20 protein-coding genes and 2 riboswitches are annotated in these 16,019 nt (G+C 35.7%); of the genes, 12 read left to right on the forward strand and 8 right to left on the reverse strand.

What is annotated here, in order from left to right; genetic code table 11:
• Positions 1–124 precede the first annotated feature (124 nt).
• Complete coding sequence (locus JKP73_RS11720; RefSeq protein WP_021291141.1) at positions 125–490, forward strand: rhodanese-like domain-containing protein; 366 nt, start codon at positions 125–127, stop codon at positions 488–490.
• Between the two features lie 69 nt (positions 491–559).
• Here JKP73_RS11720 and gcvPB read toward each other — a convergent pair whose 3' ends face one another.
• From gcvPB to gcvT, 3 genes are read right to left on the reverse strand one after another with little or no spacing between them, the layout of a single operon-like run.
• Entirely contained in the window at positions 560–2,020 is a 1,461-nt protein-coding gene (gene gcvPB / locus JKP73_RS11725) for an aminomethyl-transferring glycine dehydrogenase subunit GcvPB (RefSeq protein ID WP_188942033.1), read from the reverse strand.
• Positions 2,013–3,362 (reverse strand): aminomethyl-transferring glycine dehydrogenase subunit GcvPA, encoded by a 1,350-nt coding sequence (gene gcvPA, locus JKP73_RS11730; protein ID WP_038243781.1) that lies wholly within the window; start codon positions 3,360–3,362, stop codon positions 2,013–2,015. The genes gcvPB and gcvPA overlap by 8 nt, the downstream gene beginning before the upstream one ends.
• Positions 3,363–3,374: 12 nt before the next feature.
• Positions 3,375–4,490, reverse strand: a complete 1,116-nt coding sequence (gene gcvT / locus JKP73_RS11735) for a glycine cleavage system aminomethyltransferase GcvT (protein WP_038243779.1) — start codon at positions 4,488–4,490, stop codon at positions 3,375–3,377.
• Positions 4,491–4,571: 81 nt separating this feature from the next.
• Positions 4,572–4,667, reverse strand: a riboswitch (glycine riboswitch).
• Positions 4,668–4,670: 3 nt separating this feature from the next.
• A riboswitch (glycine riboswitch) is annotated at positions 4,671–4,779 on the reverse strand.
• Between the two features lie 142 nt (positions 4,780–4,921).
• On the opposite strand from gcvT, the gene JKP73_RS11740 reads away from it, so the two are divergent.
• Both JKP73_RS11740 and JKP73_RS11745 read left to right on the forward strand, forming a co-directional pair.
• Complete coding sequence (locus tag JKP73_RS11740) at positions 4,922–6,580, forward strand: DEAD/DEAH box helicase (protein ID WP_200411263.1); 1,659 nt, start codon at positions 4,922–4,924, stop codon at positions 6,578–6,580.
• Positions 6,570–7,349, forward strand: a complete 780-nt coding sequence (locus tag JKP73_RS11745; protein ID WP_021291136.1) for a YqhG family protein — start codon at positions 6,570–6,572, stop codon at positions 7,347–7,349. The genes JKP73_RS11740 and JKP73_RS11745 overlap by 11 nt, the downstream gene beginning before the upstream one ends.
• Before the next feature lie 6 nt (positions 7,350–7,355).
• Here the strand turns inward: JKP73_RS11745 and JKP73_RS11750 are convergent, their stop codons facing one another.
• Entirely contained in the window at positions 7,356–7,547 is a 192-nt protein-coding gene (locus JKP73_RS11750; protein ID WP_021291135.1) for a YqzE family protein, read from the reverse strand.
• 142 nt (positions 7,548–7,689) lie between these two features.
• Between JKP73_RS11750 and comGA the strand changes: the two genes are divergently transcribed.
• The 8 genes from comGA (at position 7,690) to JKP73_RS11790 (ending at position 11,939) form a co-directional block, all read left to right on the forward strand.
• The gene (gene comGA / locus JKP73_RS11755; RefSeq protein ID WP_021291134.1) at positions 7,690–8,697 is read left to right on the forward strand and encodes a competence type IV pilus ATPase ComGA; all 1,008 of its coding nucleotides are present in this window, start codon (positions 7,690–7,692) and stop codon (positions 8,695–8,697) included.
• Complete coding sequence (comGB, locus tag JKP73_RS11760; RefSeq protein WP_200411264.1) at positions 8,660–9,712, forward strand: competence type IV pilus assembly protein ComGB; 1,053 nt, start codon at positions 8,660–8,662, stop codon at positions 9,710–9,712. The genes comGA and comGB overlap by 38 nt, the downstream gene beginning before the upstream one ends.
• 17 nt (positions 9,713–9,729) lie before the next feature.
• Entirely contained in the window at positions 9,730–10,041 is a 312-nt protein-coding gene (gene comGC / locus JKP73_RS11765; RefSeq protein ID WP_021291132.1) for a competence type IV pilus major pilin ComGC, read from the forward strand.
• Entirely contained in the window at positions 10,001–10,456 is a 456-nt protein-coding gene (comGD, locus tag JKP73_RS11770; protein ID WP_021291131.1) for a competence type IV pilus minor pilin ComGD, read from the forward strand. The genes comGC and comGD overlap by 41 nt, the downstream gene beginning before the upstream one ends.
• Positions 10,443–10,784: a type IV pilus modification PilV family protein gene (locus JKP73_RS11775; RefSeq protein WP_021291130.1), complete on the forward strand. Its 342-nt coding sequence runs from the start codon at positions 10,443–10,445 to the stop codon at positions 10,782–10,784. The genes comGD and JKP73_RS11775 overlap by 14 nt, the downstream gene beginning before the upstream one ends.
• Complete coding sequence (comGF, locus tag JKP73_RS11780; RefSeq protein ID WP_081856129.1) at positions 10,738–11,187, forward strand: competence type IV pilus minor pilin ComGF; 450 nt, start codon at positions 10,738–10,740, stop codon at positions 11,185–11,187. Before JKP73_RS11775 ends, comGF begins: the two co-directional genes overlap by 47 nt.
• A complete protein-coding gene (locus JKP73_RS11785) occupies positions 11,180–11,536 on the forward strand; it encodes a hypothetical protein (RefSeq protein WP_021291128.1) in 357 nt (118 codons plus the stop codon). The genes comGF and JKP73_RS11785 overlap by 8 nt, the downstream gene beginning before the upstream one ends.
• Positions 11,537–11,696: 160 nt before the next feature.
• Positions 11,697–11,939, forward strand: coding sequence for a DUF2626 domain-containing protein (locus tag JKP73_RS11790; protein ID WP_021291127.1), 243 nt, complete (start codon positions 11,697–11,699; stop codon positions 11,937–11,939).
• Positions 11,940–12,002: 63 nt separating this feature from the next.
• Here JKP73_RS11790 and JKP73_RS23530 read toward each other — a convergent pair whose 3' ends face one another.
• From JKP73_RS23530 to JKP73_RS11800, 3 genes are all read right to left on the reverse strand, one after another.
• Positions 12,003–12,572, reverse strand: coding sequence for a PepSY-associated TM helix domain-containing protein (locus tag JKP73_RS23530; protein WP_308436496.1), 570 nt, complete (start codon positions 12,570–12,572; stop codon positions 12,003–12,005).
• On the reverse strand, positions 12,569–13,381 hold the full coding sequence (locus JKP73_RS23535) for a PepSY-associated TM helix domain-containing protein (protein WP_308436497.1): 813 nt from the start codon (positions 13,379–13,381) through the stop codon (positions 12,569–12,571). Before JKP73_RS23535 ends, JKP73_RS23530 begins: the two co-directional genes overlap by 4 nt.
• Before the next feature lie 307 nt (positions 13,382–13,688).
• Complete coding sequence (locus JKP73_RS11800) at positions 13,689–14,312, reverse strand: MBL fold metallo-hydrolase (RefSeq protein WP_038243761.1); 624 nt, start codon at positions 14,310–14,312, stop codon at positions 13,689–13,691.
• Between the two features lie 161 nt (positions 14,313–14,473).
• Here JKP73_RS11800 and JKP73_RS11805 point away from each other — a divergent pair, with 161 nt between their 5' ends.
• Positions 14,474–14,647, forward strand: coding sequence for a DUF2759 family protein (locus JKP73_RS11805; RefSeq protein WP_021291125.1), 174 nt, complete (start codon positions 14,474–14,476; stop codon positions 14,645–14,647).
• Positions 14,648–14,848: 201 nt separating this feature from the next.
• Here JKP73_RS11805 and JKP73_RS11810 read toward each other — a convergent pair whose 3' ends face one another.
• Positions 14,849–16,003 carry a thiolase family protein gene (locus tag JKP73_RS11810; RefSeq protein WP_021291124.1) on the reverse strand — a complete coding sequence of 385 codons (1,155 nt, stop codon included), beginning with the start codon at positions 16,001–16,003 and terminating at the stop codon, positions 14,849–14,851.
• Between the last annotated feature and the right edge of the window lie 16 nt (positions 16,004–16,019).

The raw sequence follows: 16,019 nt of genomic DNA on the forward strand, positions 1-16,019 counted from the left end.
ATACAAGCAATATAAGACGTTTAACTAAAGATTATCTACTGCTTTTGCAGCAATAACTTTTGAAAAATCATGGTGTACCGACTATAATAGATAATGTATAAATGTGATAGACGGGGGAAAAAGCATGGAATTTTTAGTAGTACTCATCGTTGCTTTAGTTGTCTTCGGTGTTTTCCGATACTTTAGACAACGTATGTATTTAAAAACATTAACAGAAGATCAATTTAAAGAAGGCTATCGAAAAGCGCAACTTATTGATGTAAGAGAACCTCAAGAATTTAAACGCGGTCACATACTAGGTGCCAGAAACATTCCAGTTACCCAAATGAAGCAACGATTAATTGAATTACGTAAAGATAAACCAGTGTATCTTTATTGTCAAAGTGGATCACGTGCAGCACGTGCAGCACAACTCCTCAATAAAAAAGGATATAAAGATATTAATGTCTTAAAAGGCGGATTCAAAAAATGGACTGGTAAGATCAAATAAATTATGTTTTTATATAGCCAACAGCCTGGTAGCAAGAAATTTGCCACCAGGCTGTTATTATTTACTGATTTACTTTGATTCGTATTTGAGAATTGGTTTTCTTGCTGCAGTCGTTTCATCCATCCGTTTCACGATGGTATGATGAGGAGCTTCTTGAACCAATTCCGGTTCCTCTTTTACTTCATCCGCTATTCTGAGCATTGTTTCTACAAAGCCATCCAACGTTTCTTTTGATTCTGTTTCCGTTGGTTCAACCATTAATGCCTCTTCCACATTTAAAGGGAAATAAATGGTTGGTGGATGATAGCCATAATCGAGTAAACGTTTTGCAATATCTAATGTCCGCACACCTAATTTTTTCTGTTGTTTGCCAGATAGCACAAATTCATGCTTACAATGCTGCTTAAACGGCAGTTCATAAGTTGATTCTAATTTTCTCATCATATAATTAGCATTTAGTACCGCGTATTCACTTACTTTTTTCAATCCTTCTGCACCCATTGTTCGAATATACGTGTATGCCCGTAAATTAATACCAAAATTCCCATAGTAAGGCTTGATTCTTCCGATAGACTGAGGGCGATCATCATCAAACGTATAAATGCCATCTTTTTTAATTAATAAAGGTTTTGGTAAGAAAGCTTTTAATTCTTCCGTAACTCCTACAGGACCAGAACCGGGACCACCACCGCCATGAGGCCCTGTAAATGTTTTGTGAAGATTTAAATGAACTGCATCAAATCCCATATCGCCTGGTCGAGCGTAGCCCATAATCGCATTTAGATTGGCACCATCATAATAAAGTTTGCCCCCAGCTTCATGAACGATTTTTGCCATTTCCTCGATTTCCGTTTCGAATAACCCAAGGGTGTTTGGATTTGTTAACATGAGCGCCGCCGTATCTTCTCCTACGACTCGTTTTAAGTCTTCTAAATCTACTAACCCTTTGTCATTAGATTTAACTGTTACAGCCTCAAATCCTGCAACTGTTGCTGATGCTGGATTCGTTCCATGTGCAGAATCAGGGACAATTACTTTTGTACGGCGGAAATCACCATTTGCCTCATGAAAGGCACGGATCATCATTAATGCTGTCCATTCACCATGTGCACCAGCTGCTGATTGTAAAGAAACCTCAGCCATTCCTGTAATTTCACGTAATGCTGTTTGAAGGTCATACATCATTTCCATTGCACCTTGAACACTCTTCTCTGGTTGATCTGGATGTATATGACTAAAACCATCCAAACGAGCAATGTCCTCATTTAACTTAGGGTTATATTTCATTGTACAAGATCCTAATGGATAAAAGCCTGAATCAACACCATAATTTCGATTAGATAGACCGGTGTAATGACGAACGATATCTAACTCGCTTACTTCCGGTAGTTCGGGAGGTTGTTCACGAAGATAACGCTCCCCCAACTCTGCATCTAAGTCTATATCTGGGACATCTAATTCTGGCAGACTATAACTCGTTCTGCCTGGTTTACTATGTTCAAAAATAAGTGGAAAATCTTGGTTATACATTGAGCTCCCTCATTTCTCTAACAAACTGGTCGATATCTTCGATTGTACGGTTTTCTGTGACAGCTACAAGCATGTGTCCAGTCATTTCAGGAAAATCTTTCTCTAAGTTGTAGCCACCTATAATACCTATGTCAAGTAATTGATCATTCAAATCAGCAATTGATTTGTTCAATTTAATAACAAACTCATTAAAAAATGAACCATTGTAAACCACTTCCATACCTGCTTCTTGGAATTTTTGTTTTGCATAGCGTGCTTTTTTCATATTAATTGCAGCCATTTGTTTTAAACCATGCTTTCCTAATGAACTCATTGCCACGGAACTAGCTAATGCATTCAACGCTTGATTTGAGCAAATATTAGACGTCGCTTTATCTCTACGAATGTGCTGTTCTCTTGCTTGAAGGGTTAACACGAATCCTCTTACGCCTTCCTCATCCGTTGTTTGCCCTACTAGGCGGCCAGGAACTTTCCGCATAAGTTTTTTTGTCGTGGCAAAATAGCCGCAGTGTGGACCACCGAATTGAGCTGGAATTCCAAATACTTGTGTATCACCTACAACAATATCAGCACCAAAATCCCCTGGTGGCGTTAAATATCCCAATGCCAACGGATTACTAGAAACAATAAACATGGTTTTCTTTTGGTTTACGAGTAGTTCCTGAATCTCTTCCATTGACTCTAATTGCCCGAAAAAGTTAGGGTATTGTACGACCACACTTGCAGTCTGTTCATCTAATTCATTTGCAAGCTGATTCATGTCGGTCTTACCATTCTGTACATCAATTTCAACTATCTCTAGATTAGGGCCTTTTGCATAAGTGTCTATAACTGCTCTACTTTGTGGATGTACAGCTTTCGAAACAAGAATTTTCTTTCGCTTTGTTTGCGCTGCGCTTAAGTTAACTGCTTCTGCTAAAGACGTGCCTCCATCATACATCGAGGAATTGGCTACATCCATACCAGTTAATTCTGATATCATCGTTTGAAATTCAAAAATTGCCTGTAATTCTCCCTGTGAAATTTCCGGCTGATACGGTGTATATGCTGTATAAAATTCAGATCTAGAAATAACATGATCAACAACGGATGGAATGAAGTGATCATATACACCCGCACCTAAAAAAGAACGATAATCATTTAAATTAGCATTTTTCGAAGCTAGTGTTGCTAGCTCCCTTTTTAACTCAGCTTCATTGGCTGGTTTCTTTAATTGCATTTCTGTCTTAAGACGAACCGATTTTGGTATATCAGAGAATAAAGCGTCTGTACTGTCAATTCCGATACTAGCAAGCATTTCTTGTTTATCCTCTACCGTCATTGGTAAATAACGAAATTCCATTTGCAACTCCCCCTATTTTTGCCTTTGATAAAATGGTGTCTGTACCACTTTAGCTACAGCGCTTCTCTTTCTTACTTGGACAACTAATTCTGTTCCCACTTGAGCTAGATCTGTATTTATTAATGCTAGTCCAATATTTTTCTGTAACGTTGGTGATTGTGTACCAGAAGTCACAAAGCCGGCATATTGGCCATTATGATAAATTTCATATCCTGTTCGGGGAATCCCTTTATCAATTATTTCTATTCCAACTAGCTTCCTATCCGTTCCGTTTTCAATCTGTTGTTTTAAAACGTGCTTGCCAATAAAATCAGCATGTTTATTTACTTTTACTGCAAAAGATAAACCAGCTTCAATTGGACTAATATCCTTGCTAATCTCTTGACCATAGAGTGGTAAATTGGCTTCGAACCGCAATGTATCTCTAGCACCTAATCCAATCGGTGCAAGACCACTTTCTTTTCCTTCCTGTAAGATAAGCTCCCACAAATCAATTCCATTTTTCTGATCAATGTAGATTTCAAATCCATCTTCACCTGTGTAGCCTGTTCTAGACACAAGTGCTGGCTGTTCAATCCCCCTAAAAAACACTTGATCTTTGAATCGGAAAAATCGTATATCTGCTAAGTCCGTCTCGGTTAATGATTGCAGAATTCTCTCTGCCACAGGCCCCTGTATAGCCAATTGAACAAGTGATTCTGAAATATTTTGAATTACTAGTTCAGTTGGTTCAAAATCATTATGATCAACGAGCCATTGATAATCTTTGTCCGTATTTGCAGCATTAACAACAAGAAGATATTCGTCTTCATCCAACATATAAATAAGAAAATCATCAACCGTACCGCCGTCTTCGTAGCACATTAACGTATACTGTGCTCGATTTGGTGTAAGTTTACCAACATCGTTTGTAACCATTTTTTGCAGAAAATCTAAACTTTTACGACCTTTTATGATAATTTCTCCCATATGCGACACATCGAATAAACCTGCTTTTGTTCTAGTAATTTCATGTTCATGCTTAATTCCAGTAAATTGAACGGGAAGGTCCCAGCCACCGAAATCAATTGTTTTTGCTCCATACTTTGAATAAGCAGGATACAATGGCGTCTGTTTTAATTCACTCATCTCAGTCACTCCCTTGATTTTCGAATTATTCAGCAATCTGAAAATTAAAAAAACAGAGATTTCATTGGTTGTCAATGAAATCTCTGTCCTTCTACCAGAAAGTTTCATACAAATCGCCATAGGTAATTTGTATTTTCTTCTTGGGTGGTTTACTTCTTACGTAAACACTCTCCAGAGTTGCGTCCTACAAGAGTCTTTTTTGCCTGAGAGATTCGCTGTAGCTTGCTCCTTCGGCGTTACTTAGAAGCATATGGCTTTTCTTCCTAGTAAACTCTCCCCTTGTAATCATTCGCTTTTATGAAAATATGTATAATTGGTTATACTATGTTACAAAACCAATGAAAAATCTATTTTATTGTGAATTATTATACCACATAATATAAAAGATAAAATAGCTATTCTGAATAATCTATAGAAAAAGGAAGGATGTAATGAATTCTATTCATCTAGACAAAGATACAATATTTATTAATGAATTAGAAAACCGTTTAGATATGAATGACCCGGTGTCCTCTTGGGAACTGTTTTCCATGGCTTTTCATGCAGAGAAAACAACGATGACACCAAGTTTTAAAGGGTTACGAGCATTAGAATTCCTCCCCCATGTTGATTTTCTTAAACATCAAATCGCTTCAGCAGAACAAGTAATCGAACAAATGAATGGAAGGGCAATTCTGGCAGATGAAGTAGGTTTAGGTAAAACAATAGAAGCAGGATTAATTTTAAAGGAATATATGATACGTGGTTTAGTCAAAAAAGCATTAATTCTCGTTCCAGCCTCATTGGTAAATCAATGGGAGAAAGAACTTAATGAAAAATTTTATATTCCAGCTGTTGCTCATCGGAAGAATATGAGCTGGGAACATGGAAATATTATTATTTCCTCCATGGACACGGCAAAAAGGGAACCTCATCGTGAAACCATTTTGGATTTGGACTACGACTTTGTCTTAGTAGATGAAGCACATAAATTAAAGAACCATAAAACCAAAAACTATGCATTTGTTCGCACCTTAAAAAAGAAGTACTGCCTATTACTAACTGCAACACCAGTGCAAAATCAATTAATAGAAATATTTAATTTAGTTTCTATTCTCAAGCCAGGTCATCTGGGTAATTATGACTCTTTCTTAGAGAGTTACGGAAAAGATCGAAAAAATATGAAGCAAGATATCTATTTAAAACAATTAGTACAAAAAGTAATGGTAAGAAACACTCGAAGAGAAACTGGGTTGAATCAAGTAAAGCGTCATATCGAAACGATTTGGACAGAGTTTTCTGATGAAGAAAAAGATGTTTATCAACAATTAGAGAATAGTACTGGCTTACTCCCTTCTTTCTCAAAGATTACTTTTCTTAGAGAATTTTGCTCGTCAAGGGAAGCATGTTATTTATCGTTAAAGAAGATGCTGTCAGAACAACCTGAACTTGATACATTTCACCAAATTACCGAAAATATCGAACAATTACCGAATCATAAAAAAGCAGAGAAAGTGGTTGAACTAATTCAAGAGATTGGCGACGAAAAAGTGATTATATTTACCGAATATAGAGCTACTCAACTATATTTGCAATGGTATTTACAACAAAATGGAATATCCTCTGTGCCATTTAGAGGGGGATTTAAACGAGGGAAAAAAGACTGGATGCGTCAACTTTTTAAAGATCATGCCCAAGTATTAATTGCAACCGAAGCAGGTGGAGAAGGGATTAACCTACAATTTTGTAACTATATGATAAATTACGATTTACCCTGGAATCCAATGCGATTAGAGCAAAGAATTGGTCGTATTCACCGATATGGCCAAGATAAAGATGTGCATATATACAATTTTGCACTTAAACACACGGTGGAAGAACATATTATGAAACTTTTATATGAAAAGATTAATTTATTTGAACAGGTGATCGGTCATTTAGATGATATATTAGCGGATCTGTCTATTCCCGATATTGAAAGCGAATTACAAGAAATTTATGCTGAATCGACAACTCCTGGTGAAGCCAAAATCAAACTTCAAAACCTATCTGCTGTAATTAAACAGACACATGATACAAATTATGGGGAGGAGCAAAAGTATGGTAATTGATGATTTGAATCACTTTCTAAAATCCTTTTTTCAAGCACATCATTGTTCCATTCTACGAGATGATAATGGTATATTATCTGTTCAATTAACGGAAGAAATGGATAAAGCTTTAATGAACCGTCCATTCTATTGGCATTATATGAAAAAAATGGGCCATCCAGGGGAGCCGATGCGATTAACGTTAATTACTAATCCTGAAATGCGGAATGAGCAAGGGGAATGGATTCATTTTGGAAGTCCGAGATTACAGCAGATCATACATTATTTACAAGAACAGGAAAAATACACAAAGTTATTTCAACAAGTAAATCCAACGATGAATACCCCCTTATATCCATGGTTAGTAACAAATCTTAAAATCAGTTATAAGGGGAAGTATAAACGGGATGAGCTTTTTTCCATTGGATTAAATTTGATTAACGGAACCATGAAATCAGATATGATGGAAACATTAGATAAGGTTCCACTGCAAACAACTATATCTGATTTTTGTTATACGCTTTCCCCACTTGTTAAATTGAAAAGCGGCTACCTGCGAATTGAATCTGTTCTTGATAGCTATATAGAGAATCAGGAACATAAATGGGCTGAAGATTCGCTTAGAGAGTTACAGTCAGAAGCGGAGTTACTAAGACACTTTTATATAGAAGATACAGAAGATAAACAAATGGAAAAAGAAATTCAGGAAATTACGGAAAGATATCAGCCTCGGATTACATACCAAGTAATCAATGGAGGATTATTTTATTTAACTTCAGACATAGCATAAGCAGGCTCAACTCTGAGCCTGCTTGTTTTTGTTTATCATCATTCGGAATGCAAATGGCAACAAACCTAGCCATCGATTCCCAAATAGAACAGATTTTCTTTGTCTTTTGGTTTTACGTTTTTTCTTTTCTTCTGCAGGCAAATCGATATATGTTACTACTTGCTCTGTCATAAATTTAATGTAATCATTCGTTGACATGTATCCTGCCTCCTCTTATTTTTTATTAGCTTTGCCAATCCAGTTAACAATATTACTGAAAAATACAAAATAAATTTTAAATTGCATGCAGGATTTAGCAATCTATTGTCGAATAAAGTAATATAAAGGAGGTGACAATGTATTGAAGGCTGCAGCAGCCATTTCCAATAACATACTTCAGCAAGCGATTCGGAAGGAAGCTTCTGACATCCACTTTTCTCCTCTTCCGGACAGAATAGATATCTTTATTCGTACACAAGGGAAACGAACGTTCCTTAAATCAATTCCTATACCTTCATACAACATATTGCTAACGTATTATAAATTCACTTCAGCAATGGATATTGGCGAAAGTCGAAGACCACAAAATGGTACCATGCGTTTTCAATTAAACAACGACACCTATTCCCTAAGGCTATCAACTCTACCTGTCAAACAAATGGAAAGTTTAGCTATCCGTATACTCCCGCAAGAAGAGAACCTGCCGATCCATCAGTTATTCCTTTTTCCAAGCCAATTAAATAAAATAATGACATGGATTACCAAGCGATCTGGACTAATCCTAATTACTGGACCAACGGGTAGTGGTAAAACAACAACGCTATACGCTATTTTAGAAGCTATTTTAAAAGAAAAATCCTATCAAGCAATTACGTTAGAAGATCCAGTTGAAAAAGAGATAGCTCAAATTTTGCAAGTTCAAGTAAATGAGAAAGCTGGAATAACATATCAAACTGGCTTTAAAGCTGCCTTACGACATGATCCCGATATAATAATGGTAGGCGAAATACGCGATGCAGCTACGGCTCATTTCGCTTATGAAGCATCTTTATCTGGACACTTAGTTTTAAGTACCATACATGCAACACATGCTTTAGGAACAATCCATCGCTTAAAAGAATTTGGTTTAACATCTTCGGAGTTAAAGCATTCATTAGTTGCAATTGCAGCCATTGAGCTACTAGCATTTGAAACAGTCAAGCACGGAAGAAGAAGAGCTGCTATAGTGGAGCTTTTAGATCGTCATCTGCTTGATATTTACTTTAACGAAAATGACCTTTCGTTCACCGGCTATCAAACATTTCATCACTTACGAAAGAAGGCATTTGCATATGGATTTATACCTAAAACAATTCCTAGTGAAATCTAAAGATCGTATCTCAGATGATGATCAATTACAATTTTTAAAACGTATGCACCGACTCTTAGATAATGGCTATTCATTACTAGATACACTTGAAGTGATGACATGGGATAAACAATTGGCTAATACAGCAGAACAAATAATCAATTCGTTAAAAAATGGCTTTTCCCTTGAACAAGCACTTTCCAATTGTTCCTTTCATTCATCCATCGTTAACTATATTTCCTTTGCTAATACAAACCAGAATATTGAAGAAAATATCCAGCGGTGCTATATGATGTTTGAACAAAGGTTAAATAATTTAAAGAAATTCAAGCACCTCTTGCGTTATCCACTTATCTTACTTAGCCTTTTCCTACCTCTTCTATTTATTCTTAAGCAGTCAGTTTTACCATCATTCCTAGAATTGTACCAGCAAAGCCCCAGCTCCTCATCCCTAATTATCTTCTCTATCTTTCTGATCGATTGGCTTGGTCTGCTCCTTATTTTGACCTGTCTTGGTATTGGCGGAATCGCCATTTTATGGAAAATATATAACCAGCGTCTTTCCATTGAAAAAAAGCTTCGTGTTTACCAGAGAATACCTATTTTTCGTACGTATATCAAACTACAAACTTCCTTTCTCTTCGCCAGTCAATTTAGTACGTTAATAAAAACTGGAATGTCCTTCAAAAATGTTTTAGATCAAATGATTTATCAAGAAAAACAACCGATTATCTCCTACTATTGTCGACGAATGGGGAAACAGCTCTCTAATGGACACCCAATTCCTACACTCATTTCCCAATTCTTTTTTTTAGAAATGCAATTAACAGCCATCTTTCAACGAAGCAATAATAACCAAGCCTTGGAAACAGATTTATTTCTATATGCGGAAATACTCCTAGAAGAAATACAACGTAAACTTGTTAAGTATTTAACATATATCCAGCCAGTATTTTTCATTATTATTGCCTGTTTTATTTTATTTGTGTATATAACGTTAATGTGGCCAATGTTTCAGCTTGTAAAAACAATATAGAAAGAGGTTAATATAACATGCTTAAGAATAATCGTGGGTTTACTTTAATTGAAATGTTAATTGTGCTTATGATCATATCCGTGCTTATTATACTGATCGTACCCAATTTAAGTAAACGGAGCCAAGAAGTTAGTAACAAAGGATGCGATGCACTTCTTGCTGTAGTTCAAGCACAAGTAGATGCATATTACACCGAACATAACAGTTATCCTATTAGTTTGGAATCGATGATACCTGCATACATTAACGAAGAACAAACAAGCTGTAATAACGATGAGGCATTACTCTATGATAAAGACACAGGAAAAGTTCGTGCTCCAGCCAGCTAAACGAAACGGATTCTCCCTGATAGAAATGTTAGTCGTGCTTAGTATCGTAATGGTTTTATTAGGTATTAGTGTGCCCCCGGCACTATCTATATTAGAGGAGCTCGAAAGCCAATATGTACTTCAAACCTTTGAAACAGACGTCATGAAAATTCAGCATATGTCAGCAATACATCAATCAAGAATCCGTATTTTTCTTTACGAAGATAAATACGCGATTTTGCATAATTCAGCAATAAAAATAACAAGATTATTGCCAACTGGCTGGAAGATTGACAGTACCATCTCTCGGAATATTGAATTTGAAAGGAATGGAAATATTAAACAACCACGTACGTTTTATATACAGGCTCCAAATAAAACATATAAAGTTGTGTTTCCATTTGGTAAAGGAAGATTTCGTATTGAAGAAACATAACGGGTTTACATTGATTGAAGTTACTATAGCTGTAAGTATTTTATTTAGTACCATCGTCATCTTACTCCCATTAATCTCTCTATTACAAACAGAAAGGCAAGTTTTAAGTGACCGAAGAATGATTGCATACAAATTACATGATGAATTACAACCCTATCTATGGGGTGTAAATTCAGACTTGCCAAGTCATTTTGAGAAAAAGATAGAATCAAAAACAGTTCAGTTTTCTATGGTCACCATTACTGAATCATCGCTGCTTAAAGGATGTGCAAAATGGAATAATGCAAAGCAAACGAAGGAAGTTTTTTGTTTATTTGGTAAGCCATGATGAAAAAGGTTTTACTCTGATTCATTCCTTATTCATGATCGTTATCTTGTCTTTTAGCCTGCCATTCTTAAGCTATCTCATTAATTCTGCAAATAATTTCCAAGCATCACCAGATGAGCTTTCCGCCCAGCAGTTTTTTTTATTTCTTAGAAATGAAGTGATGCAAGCAACAGATTACCGGATTAGCCAAAACAAGCTATATCTTGCGTTACCTAATAAAGCGGAGGCCACTTTCAGCTTATATGGGAATATAATTCGAAGGCAAGTAAACGGATTAGGACATGAAATTTATCTTCGTAATGTGAAAGAACTTCACCTTTCTCCTCTTCCCTACGGATTTACTATTAGGATAACGACTCTAGGCGGTGAACAATATAAAAAAGATATTGTTTTCTATGAATAATGAACAGGCTTTTATACTACCATTCGTTTTATTTGTGATTGCCTTAACGTTTATGCTGATCACCACGAACGTGCAACAGTACCAAAGTAATATTTCAATGACTAAAAACCAGCTACAGCAAATCACTATTGAAACGTTAATACAAACTGCCAGGGAAAAATTAAAAGAGAAGCTAAACGAGGATATTAATAACATCTCCCCTCGTACGTTTCATCTACCTCAAGGAGATGTTCGCGTTCAATTAACAGATATAGGGAAAAGTAGTTACCGAATCCTATATATCGTAACTATTCAAGAATCTAAGTATACAACGATTGGTTATTTAGCCATTCCTAATAAAAAAGAATAAAAATATTATAGGATGGAGAAGCTATTCGTGATGAAAAATTTATTTTAAAAAGATTAAAAATTATATGTATGTAAACGATAAATGTTTCAATGGTTTCATTTACAAGAAGGATTTCCTCGTTTATAATAACTATGATAAGGTAACCAAAGGGGGGGAAAGCATGGATCGAATGTTTCGTGTGCTTGCTTTTTGGACAGGTATTTTTACAGTAATGTTCTACGTGGGCGAGATGCCAAAAACTTCATTACTATTCCTCGTTCAAACAGCTTTTTTCCTAACAGTAAGTTATTTAAAACTATCTGAACGCATGTATATGTATTTATTCGGAGCTTATTGTACTGTATTTTTTATTGGCTTTACATGGTATTCAGAATTTATACTCGTACCTGGTTTCGGACACTAAAAAGAGAAAGCCCTATTATTTTACGAAATAACAGGGCTTTCTTTTTTAGAATCTCAAACATATTTAGACATTTATACGCTTCCGATTTATCAAGCAAATGATTGCTTCAACAATTAGTATAAAAAATAAATAGACACCAAACAATGGCATAATTACTCCTAACAAAATGAAGAACATAATAAAACTTATTGATACACCAGTTGATACTTTCGGTGGTGCTGAAATACGACCATTTTTTTTACGTGACAGCCATGTCTTTACTCCCAAGAAAAGTACAACTAGGAAACCGATACAAACCAATACATTAATTAATTTGTTTGGCCAACCGAATAAATGTCCCCCATGTAATGGTATCCCCCAAGTAAACCACTTCTTTAATATTCCATAATCATTATACCCTACTTGCGCTATTAAATTACCGCTATATTGATCAAAATAGTTTGTCTTTTCTTGATATGGACTAACATCCAATCCAGTTACACCAGTATTACTACCTTTGGAAACCGTATATACACCGTCATCACCTATCGGATAAACAATGGAATATGGCTTAGCTATTTGCTGTTTTTCAATTTTCTCCATTAAGTACTGAACCTGAATGCTATGATGGTGGTTTGATTTATCAGAATTCACATCCATCGCTTCATGGTCTGCATGGAATTAGGTACGCTAGAAGACGGTAATGCATTGCTTCTAGTTGCCCAAGGAATTTCATTCATGTCAGAGGTTGGCGGCTGTTGTTTTAAAAGTGGAACTCCAATAGAAGGATTTTCATGAGCTGCTGTATTAATAAAATTCCCCATAAAAAAAGACCAAGGTAATCCAGTAAATATAATAAGAATCATCGGTATAACAATGACCGTTCCTAATAAAGCATGCAACCTTTTATATTTTTGACGTGGAGATGAATGCTGTTTTTTCTGCCATGCCTTGCTCCTATATGTCAAATACAATCCAGATAGTAATAAGAATATCGCCCAGCAGGCAGCTAATTCAACTAGATAATTAACGATTGTTCCTCCAACAAATAAGGAGCTATGCGTATTTCTCATAACGTTTGAATATGTATATTTGGAATTTTGTTCCCCCACTATCTGATTATTATTATCTTCCCCCTGTTCATTCGTCATTGTAAGTCTAGTGTTATAAGGATCATCTAATACAATAATTTTTGATACATCATAGCCCTTGTATTGCTCTTTTACATTCGCTATACCTTCATCAATCGTTAACTCGTCTGTATTATTGCTTTCTCCAAAAAATAAATCGTCGTATATAATATTTTCTATATCCGTATAAAATAAATACCCAATGCCGCTCATGGTTAAGGTTATAAGTAATGGCGTAATAAACAGAGCTGCATAAAAATGCCACCTCCAAAAACGATTATAATTATTTTTTTCAAATTTCAGCCCTCCAGCCATTGTTGTTTTATAACACATTTAACAACCTCCTTTTATTGATTAAGTATAATCAACATACTCTTATAGTAATTAAAGAACTTATGATGCACAACACTCAATTTGTGATATTACGTGAATATTTGTTGAATTATAACCAACAATCACAGAAGGCTCATTATAGTTTAAATTCAAACTAATTTTCTTTATTCTATTGACATGTGATTTTACTACCTATATAGTTGTTACTATAGTAGCTTAACTTATATCCCTACTAACAAAAGAGCAAAGTACATCCCCAAAAAAACCCTTCTTGAATATCAAGAAGGGTTTTTTATTGACTTGTTTTTTAGCAAGGAATAAAGGGGTTAGCTTTTTTTTCATTTGCAATCGATGTTTTGGGACCATGACCTGGGTATATATCAAAATCTTTATCCAGTGTATATATTTTCTGTTTAATACTTTGCTTCAATTCTTCAAAATTGCCACCTGGCAAATCAGTACGACCAATCCCTTGATAAAATAATACATCACCACTGATCATCATTAACTGTTCATGAAATAGAAAAGTAACACTACCAGGTGAATGCCCAGGGGTATGGATAATTTCAAATTGAAAATTGCCTAGTGTCATTTTCTCTGGAGCTAATAATTGATCAGGTTTTTGAGTTTGAATCGTTTCACCAATAAACATCAATGATCCATTCTTTTGTGCATCTTCAAGCCAATCTGCCTCAGCTTGATGGATATAAACATCAATTTCATAAAATTTTCGTAGCGTATCTACTGCACCAATATGATCAAAGTGCCCATGTGTTAATAATATTGCTTTAGGATCTAGCTGATTCGCAGACAAAAATGTCTTCACTTTTTCAGGTTCTCCACCTGGATCAAATACTAATGCTTGATTATCTTGATAAACAATATAACAATTCGTACCTAATGGTCCAAGTGACATTATTTCGATTTTCAAGATATGCCCTCCTTTATATTGATTAGAGTAACAAATTCCTCATGATATACCTCGACAAACGGAAAATAATACTATAAAATAAATATTATAACTGGACTAGTTACATAATAATACAAATGAAATTCCTTAAGCAACATTGAAAAACGAGGAGGATACGTATCATGATGCACATCGTCTTAGCAATTTTATTTCTGGCAGTAGCTTTACTAGCTATTATCTCTGTGATTCGTCAATTGAAATACAAAAATATATTTGCATTAGGATTTTCAGCAATCACAGCTTTAGCTTTTGGTTTTTTTGCAATCGCAACCATAATCTCAGAAATTACAGGCTAGTAGCATAATCACTCACTCCTAATAAAAAGCTGACGTATGGAGACGTTCAGCTTTTTTTATTCTTATTCCACAGTGTATAGGTCCGGGAGGATAATCCGTTGAATCATATGTTCTTGCATCCCCATAAGCTCAACCACAAGATGGAGCTAAATCTGTAAACGAAACCGAATTTCTACTTGTTACGCTTTATATTCTTTAATTTTAATTGTCTAATCTTTCAATGATGGTTGCATTAGCCATACCATAACCCTCACACATTGTTTGCAACCCATATCTCCCACCAGTTCGTTCCAATTCGTGCATCATTGTAATCATTAATCGACCGCCGCTTGCTCCTAAAGGATGTCCTAATGCAATTGCTCCACCATTTGGGTTTAATTTTGCATCGTCGATTTTCATTTCTTCTAGCCAAGCTAAAGCCACGGAAGCAAATGCTTCATTGACTTCAAAGATATCAATATCCGTAATGGAAAGCCTTGCTTGTTGGAGTGCTTTTCTCGTAGCAGGTATAGGTCCTGTCAACATTAGCGTAGGGTCTGAACCTACTACTGATCTTGTTAACACACGGAATCTTGGCTTTAACCCTAGCTTAAGAGCCTTTTCTTTTGACATTAGTAAAATCGCATTTGCTCCATCACTAATTTGACTCGCATTTCCTGCTGTTACACTTCCATTTGTTTTAAATGACGGCTTTAATTTGGCTAATTGTTCCAGACTCGTATTGTTTCTCGGTCCTTCGTCTTCTTTTATAAGTTCAGTCTTCCCATTTTCTAGCGTGACCTCTACGGACATTATTTCTTTATCGAATCTGCCTTCCTTTTGTGCTCGAACTGCTTTTTGATGACTATTTAAAGCAAAAGAATCTAATTCGACTCGAGATAGTCCCCATCGTTCAGCTATCCGGTCCGCGGATATACCTTGATGAATCACTTCATACTTTGACGTAAGTGAGCTAGTAAACGTTACGTGTTGTCGATTCGATCCAATTGGGACACGCGACATACTCTCAATACCTCCTGCAACAACAACGTCCATATCCCCACTTAGAATGGCTTGACACCCAAAATGTATTGCCTGCTGACTCGATCCACATTGACGATCAATGGTTGTCCCTGGAACTTCTTTCGGATACCCAGCTATTAATCCAGCAATTCTTGCAATATTCAACGCCTGTTCGCCAGTTTGTGAAACACAGCCTAAAATTACATCTTCAATTTCATACGCTGAAATTCCCGCACGTTTAATAACTTCCTTTAAAGGCTTAGCAGCTAGCTCATCTGCGCGAATATTACTTAAAACACCATTTTTCTTCCCTACCGGGGTCCTGGCTGCCTCTACAATGACTACTTCTCGCATATTCATTATCCTTTCT

This window comes from Virgibacillus salexigens, from assembly GCF_014905415.1.
GTDB lineage: Bacteria > Bacillota > Bacilli > Bacillales > Amphibacillaceae > Virgibacillus > Virgibacillus salexigens.

What these genes read in the sequence shown, in the direction of transcription:
- JKP73_RS11805 (WP_021291125.1), top strand. Translation starts at nt 14,474, where the DNA reads ATGATGCACATCGTCTTAGCAATTTTATTTCTGGCAGTAGCTTTACTA.
- JKP73_RS11810 (WP_021291124.1), bottom strand. Translation starts at nt 16,003, where the DNA reads ATGCGAGAAGTAGTCATTGTAGAGGCAGCCAGGACCCCGGTAGGGAAG.
- gcvPB (WP_188942033.1), bottom strand. Translation starts at nt 2,020, where the DNA reads ATGTATAACCAAGATTTTCCACTTATTTTTGAACATAGTAAACCAGGC.
- comGD (WP_021291131.1), top strand. Translation starts at nt 10,001, where the DNA reads ATGATAAAGACACAGGAAAAGTTCGTGCTCCAGCCAGCTAAACGAAAC.
- JKP73_RS11720 (WP_021291141.1), top strand. Translation starts at nt 125, where the DNA reads ATGGAATTTTTAGTAGTACTCATCGTTGCTTTAGTTGTCTTCGGTGTT.
- JKP73_RS11740 (WP_200411263.1), top strand. Translation starts at nt 4,922, where the DNA reads ATGAATTCTATTCATCTAGACAAAGATACAATATTTATTAATGAATTA.
- JKP73_RS11785 (WP_021291128.1), top strand. Translation starts at nt 11,180, where the DNA reads ATGAATAATGAACAGGCTTTTATACTACCATTCGTTTTATTTGTGATT.
- JKP73_RS23535 (WP_308436497.1), bottom strand. Translation starts at nt 13,381, where the DNA reads ATGTGTTATAAAACAACAATGGCTGGAGGGCTGAAATTTGAAAAAAAT.
- JKP73_RS11745 (WP_021291136.1), top strand. Translation starts at nt 6,570, where the DNA reads ATGGTAATTGATGATTTGAATCACTTTCTAAAATCCTTTTTTCAAGCA.
- JKP73_RS11750 (WP_021291135.1), bottom strand. Translation starts at nt 7,547, where the DNA reads ATGTCAACGAATGATTACATTAAATTTATGACAGAGCAAGTAGTAACA.
- comGF (WP_081856129.1), top strand. Translation starts at nt 10,738, where the DNA reads ATGCAAAGCAAACGAAGGAAGTTTTTTGTTTATTTGGTAAGCCATGAT.
- comGB (WP_200411264.1), top strand. Translation starts at nt 8,660, where the DNA reads ATGGATTTATACCTAAAACAATTCCTAGTGAAATCTAAAGATCGTATC.
- gcvT (WP_038243779.1), bottom strand. Translation starts at nt 4,490, where the DNA reads ATGAGTGAATTAAAACAGACGCCATTGTATCCTGCTTATTCAAAGTAT.
- gcvPA (WP_038243781.1), bottom strand. Translation starts at nt 3,362, where the DNA reads ATGGAATTTCGTTATTTACCAATGACGGTAGAGGATAAACAAGAAATG.
- JKP73_RS11790 (WP_021291127.1), top strand. Translation starts at nt 11,697, where the DNA reads ATGGATCGAATGTTTCGTGTGCTTGCTTTTTGGACAGGTATTTTTACA.
- comGC (WP_021291132.1), top strand. Translation starts at nt 9,730, where the DNA reads ATGCTTAAGAATAATCGTGGGTTTACTTTAATTGAAATGTTAATTGTG.